Annotated in this window: 7 protein-coding genes; 6 read left to right on the forward strand and 1 reads right to left on the reverse strand. The window is 67.6% G+C overall.

The features are described 5' to 3' along the window. Window positions 1–294 precede the first annotated feature (294 nt). From EQG76_RS16860 to EQG76_RS16885, 6 genes are all read left to right on the forward strand, one after another. Complete coding sequence (locus EQG76_RS16860) at window positions 295–1,329, forward strand: hypothetical protein (RefSeq protein ID WP_159715525.1); 1,035 nt, start codon at window positions 295–297, stop codon at window positions 1,327–1,329. A gap of 91 nt (window positions 1,330–1,420) precedes the next feature. Further along, window positions 1,421–3,268, forward strand: a complete 1,848-nt coding sequence (gene iolD / locus EQG76_RS16865; RefSeq protein ID WP_159715527.1) for a 3D-(3,5/4)-trihydroxycyclohexane-1,2-dione acylhydrolase (decyclizing) — start codon at window positions 1,421–1,423, stop codon at window positions 3,266–3,268. Window positions 3,269–3,395: 127 nt separating this feature from the next. Further along, window positions 3,396–3,941: an ImmA/IrrE family metallo-endopeptidase gene (locus EQG76_RS16870; protein ID WP_159715537.1), complete on the forward strand. Its 546-nt coding sequence runs from the start codon at window positions 3,396–3,398 to the stop codon at window positions 3,939–3,941. Next, complete coding sequence (locus EQG76_RS16875; RefSeq protein WP_159715539.1) at window positions 3,938–4,822, forward strand: nucleotidyl cyclase domain-containing protein; 885 nt, start codon at window positions 3,938–3,940, stop codon at window positions 4,820–4,822. The genes EQG76_RS16870 and EQG76_RS16875 overlap by 4 nt, the downstream gene beginning before the upstream one ends. Beyond that, on the forward strand, window positions 4,819–5,727 hold the full coding sequence (gene iolE, locus EQG76_RS16880; RefSeq protein ID WP_159715541.1) for a myo-inosose-2 dehydratase: 909 nt from the start codon (window positions 4,819–4,821) through the stop codon (window positions 5,725–5,727). Before EQG76_RS16875 ends, iolE begins: the two co-directional genes overlap by 4 nt. Window positions 5,728–5,731: 4 nt before the next feature. After that, window positions 5,732–5,971, forward strand: a complete 240-nt coding sequence (locus EQG76_RS16885) for a YgiT-type zinc finger protein (RefSeq protein WP_159715543.1) — start codon at window positions 5,732–5,734, stop codon at window positions 5,969–5,971. A 16-nt stretch (window positions 5,972–5,987) separates the two neighbouring features. On the opposite strand, the gene EQG76_RS16890 is transcribed toward EQG76_RS16885, so the two are convergent. Further along, the coding region (locus EQG76_RS16890; RefSeq protein WP_159715545.1) for an SDR family NAD(P)-dependent oxidoreductase at window positions 5,988–6,568 on the reverse strand (581 nt) is incomplete at its 5' end.

The following is a 6,568-nucleotide window of genomic DNA, read 5'->3' on the forward strand; positions in this document are numbered from 1 at the left end:
CCTCATGAACGCGAGCTTGGACGACGCTCACGAGCTGAAAGGCGCATCGGTCGACGACCGGCTGACCCTGTTGGGCGTGGACCATCTCGTCGTGCGGGACATCTGGAGCCGATAGACCGGCGTACCGGCACTGCAGCAGGGCGGGCAGCGATAGCCTAATCTCGTTGACAGCAAGATTGAGAGAAAAGAGCATCATCAATTCCCTGCGCTGCTTGACCGGGGGACAGGATGAAGCTCAGTTCCGGAAATAGTGCTCCGCAGTATTTTATCGCTCTAGTGGGCGCGCTCTTCGCCTTGCTTCTCAGCACCTCGGCCTGGAGCGTCGGGGAGGACCCGCGCCACAATCCGCTGATGCAGGACCGGCCGTCCGCCTACGTCTCCGGGGCCGACGTCCACCACGTCTTCGTCCGGGGGCGCAGCAACCATCTGCTGCACTGGTGGCGCACCGCCGGGAAATGGCAGCGCGAGGACCTGGGCGGCGACATCATCTCCGGGCCGACCGCCTATGATACCGGCAACAACAATGCGAATGCCTATGCGTTCGGGCGCAACGGCGATCTCATGCACTGGCGGCGCTCGGGCGGGCGCTGGCTAGTGCGCAACCTGGGTGGCGACCCGGGCGGCCCGCCGACCTCCTACGGCAGGCCCAATCACAACGTGTATGTCCACACCCGCCAGGGGCGGCTCTGGCACTGGTGGTTCACCAATGGCGGCTGGCACCAGGAGGACCTGGGCAAGCAACTGGTCAGCGCCCCTTCCGCCTATGCCGTGGGCAACGTCCACCATGTCTACGGGCGAGCGTCCACTAGCAACATCCTGCACTGGTGGAAGTCCGGCGGGACATGGCGCCGCGAGGACCTGGGCGGTGCAATCGTCAATCCTCCGTCCGCCTACTCCGATGGCGCCAGCCATCACGTCTATGCACAGACGCTGAACGGCCGTCTCTGGCACTGGTGGAACAGCGGTGGCGGCTGGCGGCATGAGGAGCTCGGCAAGGGCGTCATCGGTGGCCCGGCCGCGTTCGTCATCGGCAGCACCCCCCATGTCTTTGTGCGCGGCTCCGGCAACCGTCTGGTGCACTGGTGGAAATCGGGCGGCAGCTGGCGCAAGGAGGATGCCGGCGGTGGCCTGATCGGCAACCTGACCGCCTACGCGACCAAGAATGGGGCCGCCCATGTCTATGCGCGTGGGCCCAAGGACCATCTCTGGCACTGGACCAACGAAACGGGGCGGTGGCGCCAGGAAGATCTCGGCCCCGGCTTGGGCTGCCGGTTCCTGGGGTGCGGCCTGCTCCTGCCGGCGCTGTCGAACGGCAAGATCCCGCCATAGGCTGCGGCCGGCGAAGGGTGCTTCACCCTCCATCCCGGCTCCCCTATGGTTCCACCCATTCGGGCAAAGACCGGATCGGGAGGCGGGAACGATGAAGACGGTGCGTCTGACCATGGCGCAGGCCCTGGTGCGCTGGCTGACCAGCCAGCGCACGGAGATCGACGGCAGGAACGAGCCCTTGTTTCCCGGCCTGTTCGCCATTTTCGGTCATGGCAACGTCACCTGCCTGTCCGAGGCGCTGCAGGAGGTGCAGGACGTCCTGCCGACCTGGCGGGGCCAGAACGAGCAGGCCATGGCGCTGGCAGCGATCGGCTTCAACAAGGCGAGAAAGCGCCGGCAGATCATGATCGCCGCCAGCTCGATCGGGCCGGGTGCCACCAACATGGTCACTGCCGCCGCGGTCGCCCACACCAACCGCCTGCCGCTCCTGCTGCTCTCCGGCGACTATTATGTCAGCCGCTTTCCCGACCCGGTTCTCCAGCAGGTCGAGCATTTCGGCGACCCGACCCTGTCGGTGAACGACGCCTTCAAGCCAGTCGTGCGCTACTGGGACCGGATCACCCGGCCCGAGCAGATCATCCAGTCCCTGCCCCAGGCGCTCGGCATGATGCTGGACCCGGCCGACTGCGGCCCGGCCTTTCTGGGCCTGTGCCAGGACACCCAGGGCGAGGCGTTCGACTATCCCGAGCGGTTCTTCGAGCCGACCGTCCACCACATCCCGAAGCCCCGCGCCGACCTCCGGCAGATCGAGGCGGCGGTGGCGCTGCTGAAGACCGCCAAGAAGCCGATGATCATCGCGGGCGGCGGCGTGCGCTATGCCGATGCCGAAGGGCTGCTCGCCGCCTTCGCGCAGCGGCACGGCATTCCGGTGACCGAGACCCTGAACGGCCGCACCGTGCTCCTGCACGACGATCCGGTGAACTGCGGCCCGGTCGGGATCATGGGCTCGTCCTCCGCTAACCATCTGGCCGCTGAAGCCGACGTGGTGCTGGCGATCGGCACGCGGCTCCAGGACTTCACCACCGGCTCCTGGACGCTGTTCCCGCACGACGCCCGGTTCATCGGGATCAACACCGCCCGTTTCGACGCGCGCAAGCACATGAGCCTGCCGGTGGTGGGCGACGCCGCGGTGACGATCGAGGAGATGGGCCGGGCGCTGGGTGACTGGCGGGCGCCGGAGAGCTGGCTGCAGCAGGGCAAGGCCTGGTACGGCGAGTGGAACGGCTATATCGACCGCCGCTCCGGGCCGACCAATGCCGAGACCACCACCTATGCCCAGGTCGTGGGCGCGGTGAACCGGCTGGCGGGCGAGCGCGACCTGGCGCTGACCGCGGCGGGCGGGATGCCGGGCGAGTTGGAGATGAACTGGCGCGCCAAGGGCATCGGCACCTTCGACTGCGAGTTCGGCTTCTCCTGCATGGGCTACGAGGTGGCGGGCGGCTGGGGTGCGGCCATGGCCGACCCGTCGCGCGACGTATTCGTGATGGTGGGCGACGGCTCCTACCTGCTCATGAATTCCGACATCTATTCGTCGGTGCTGACCGGCCACAAACTGATCGTGGTGGTCTGCGACAATGGCGGGTTCGCCGTGATCGACCGGCTGCAGACCAGCAAGGGCCAGCCCAGCTTCAACAACCTGATCGAGCAGGGCACCCGGGTGAAGGAGGCGTTCCGGGTCGACTTTGCCAAGCATGCGGAATCGATGGGGGCGATCGGCATCCGGGCGAGGTCGATGGGCGAGTTCGAGGACGCGGTGCGTCAGGCCAAGGCCGCGGACCGCACCACCGTCATCCACATCGACGTCCACCCGACCGACTGGACCGGCGAGAACGGCTCCTGGTGGGAGTGCGGCACGCCAGAAGTATCGGCGAACCAGCGGGTGGAGGAGGCCTTCCGCGCCCATGTCGAGGGCAAGAAGCGCCAGCGTCTGGGCGTATGATCAGGCACGCCTGTCAGCCCGGTGACAGGTCCAGAGCCGCCATGCTAGGCTCCCGGCGTCGGCTTGGCCGGAGAAGGGGCGATCCCCATATGCGGCAGGACGGATTGGAGTCGAGGAGCCGGGTGCCGTGACCGAATTCGTGGCGCCGAAGCCATGCGGTCTTTCCGCCGAGCAGATCGAACGGCGGGCGGCCGAGTTCGCGGCGGAGCACCACTTCGTCGCCGGACGTGACCGTCTGCGTGATCTGGTGGGGTCGATGGGCGGCCGGATGGTGACCGTCGACGTGCCGCATCTGCGTGAGCTCGATGGCGGCTCGCTCGAGGTCTACGGGCCGGGCGATTTCCTGATCCGGCTCTCGCCCATCACGGGCCCGATGCGCGACAACTTCACGATCGGCCACGAGCTCGGCCACTACGTCCTGCATTCGGGCGAGCCGCTTGGCAGCCTGCGCATCCGGGTCGGCCGCTGGGGCTGCGAGCCCGTCGAGCGCGAGGCCAACCGCTTCGCCGCGGCCCTGCTGATGCCCAAGGACCTGTTCTGCAGCACCGCGAGATGCTGCGGCAACGAGCCGACCAAGCTGGCGGCGCAGTTCTATGTTTCCTGCACCGCAGCCGCCTACCGGCTGATCTCGCTCCAGATGGCAACCCGCGAAGAGCTCGGTCTGGCACGGTGAGCTTGAAGCCGGAGGTCCGGCTGTTCCTTTCCGCCGACATCGTGGGCAGCTCGGTCTATAAGGCGGAGATGATCGCCGGCGACGTCGCCCGGGCGATCGAATGGTCGAGTTCGATCTCGGGCTTCTTCCGCGACTTTCCTGCGCTGTTCCAGCGCCATGCCGGGTTGCGCGGGCTGGGCCCTGGCTATGATCCGGTGGACGCAGTGTGGAAGCTCCTGGGTGACGAGGTGCTGTTCACCTTCGATGTTGCAGACTTCGCCCAGACGGCCTTGCTGTGCGCCGCCTTCTTCGATGCGCTGGTTGAATACGACCGCCACCTGGCGGCCGGGCCCTTGCGCCTCAAGGGGCTGGGCTGGCTGGCCCAGTTCCCCTTCCCGAATGTCGAGGTGGTGGCCGGTGCCCGCTCCGGCCAGCGCGCCGACTATATCGGTCCGGACATGGATATCGGCTTCCGCCTGGCCGACTCCACCAGGGCTGGGCGCTTGCTGATTTCGATCGAGCTGGCCGAGCAGATCGCCGACCAAGCCGACACATGCAACCTGCTGGTCCACCATGTCGGCTGGTCCAACCTGCGCGGCATCAATGGCGGCAAGCCCTACCCGGTGTTCTGGACGCGCAGCCCCGATCAGCCGGCGGTGCCCTTCAACCCCTGGGACACCCATACCTGCGAGCTGACCCGCCGCTTCGTGAGCGAGCCGCCGATCAGCCCGGACGCCATCTTGGATCTCGGCCGACGCTTCCGCACCGCGGTCCGGCCGTGGCGGCCGGTGCGGCCCTACCTCGACATCGCGCACGCGCCGGCCGAGCATCGCGAGGCGATCGCGCTGCTGAACGCCCAGCTGCCGGATGCAGGCAATGAAGGGGAGGAAGATCTGCGATGACCACTGTCCGCCTGGGTACCCAGCCGATCGCCTGGGCCAATGACGACCTGCCCGAGCTCGGCGGCGACACGCCGGTCGAGCGGATCCTGAGCGAGGCGAAGCAAGCCGGCTACAGCGGCATCGAGAAGGGCGGCCGGTTCCCGGGCGATCCAGGAGAGCTGAAGCCGCTCATGGCGCGGCACGGCCTCCAGCTCATCACCGGCTGGTTCTCCGGCGAGCTGCGCCAGCGGTCGCTCGAGGCGGAGCAGCAGGCGGTCTGGGCCCATCTCGACCTGCTGGTGGCGATGGGTTCGCCCGTGCTGGTCTATGCCGAGACCACCGGCACGGTGCAGGGCCAGCTGGATACGCCGCTGGCCGAGCGGCCGCGCATGCCCGAGGCGGAGTTTGGCGCCTACGGCGAGAAGCTCACGCGGCTGGCCGAGTGGATGCGGGGCGAGGGCATCGCCATGGCCTTCCATCATCACATGGGCACGGTGATCGAGACCGAGCGCGAGATCGACCTGCTCATGGCGAACACCGGCGAGGCGGTGGGCCTCTTGTTCGACACCGGCCATCTGAGCTTCGCCGGCGGCGATGTGGTCGGCACGCTGCGCCGCCATGGTGCGCGGGTGAACCATTTCCATGCCAAGAACATCCGCCCGGTGATCCATGCCCAGTTGCGCAACAACCGCTGGAGCTTCCTGAAAGGCGTGATCGAGGGGGTGTTCACCGTGCCGGGCGACCCGGAGGGCTCGGTGGCGTTTCGCGAGATCGTTCCGGTGCTGGCCGAGATCGGCTATTCCGGCTGGATGGTAGTGGAGGCCGAGCAGGATCCGGTCAAGGCCCACCCGCTCACCTATGCGCGGATGGGCCACGCCGAGCTGGTCGCCTGCTGCCAGGCTGCCGGATTGACCATCGTGGAGTGACTGGATGCTCTGTCCCTGCTGCCAGGCAGGTCTCCTGCGCGCTGACAGCGTCACCATGGCCATCCGCCGCGGTGGCCGGATGGTGACGCACGTGCAGGTGCCCGCCTGGCGCTGCCGGAACTGCGGCGAGCAGAGCTTTTCCGACGAGGTGATCGAGGAGGCGGTCGCCGCCCTGGAAGAGCACAGCGAGGCGGGCGACGAGATCGTGCTGATCGACGAGGGCAGGGCGGCCGGCTCGGCCTAGCCGCCCCGCCGCCGGCTCAGCGCAGCGTGTAGCCGCCGTCCACCACCATCTCCTCGCCGGTGGTGAAGGTCGAGGCGTCCGAGGCGAGGTAGACGGTGGCCGCACCCAGCTCCTCAACCGTGCCGAACCGGTTCTGCACGGATGGGCCGATCCAGTGCTGCTTCACCATCTCGCCATGCTTCTCGATGATGGGGTCGACCAGCTCGGTGTGGATGTAGCCTGGCACCAGCACGTTGACCCGGATGTTGTGCGGCGCCCATTCGACCGCCAGGCACTTGGTCAGCAGGTGCACGCCGGCCTTGGCGGCGTTGTAGTGCGCCTGCTTCTGCGGGAAGTTGACGATCTTGGCCGACAGCGAGCCGACATTCACGATCACACCGTGCTTCTGCCGGATCATCCGCCGGCCCACCGCCTGGCAGCACAGGAACACCGAGGTGAGGTTCATGCGGATCATCCGCTCCCACTCGGCCTCGGTCATGTCCTCGGCTGCGGCGTTGTGCGCGATGCCGGCATTGTTGATCAGGATGTCGATCTCGCCGAAGCGCCGCTCCGCTTCGTCTGCCATGCGCTGCACGTCGGCGCTGACGCTGACATCGG

Source organism: Geminicoccus flavidas, from assembly GCF_009806515.1.
In the GTDB taxonomy this organism is placed as follows: Bacteria; Pseudomonadota; Alphaproteobacteria; order Geminicoccales; family Geminicoccaceae; genus Geminicoccus; species Geminicoccus flavidus.

Excerpts from the sequence above, each read along its gene's own strand:
- iolD (WP_159715527.1), top strand. The coding sequence starts at position 1,421 with ATGAAGACGGTGCGTCTGACCATGGCGCAGGCCCTGGTGCGCTGGCTG.
- iolE (WP_159715541.1), top strand. The coding sequence starts at position 4,819 with ATGACCACTGTCCGCCTGGGTACCCAGCCGATCGCCTGGGCCAATGAC.
- EQG76_RS16885 (WP_159715543.1), top strand. The coding sequence starts at position 5,732 with ATGCTCTGTCCCTGCTGCCAGGCAGGTCTCCTGCGCGCTGACAGCGTC.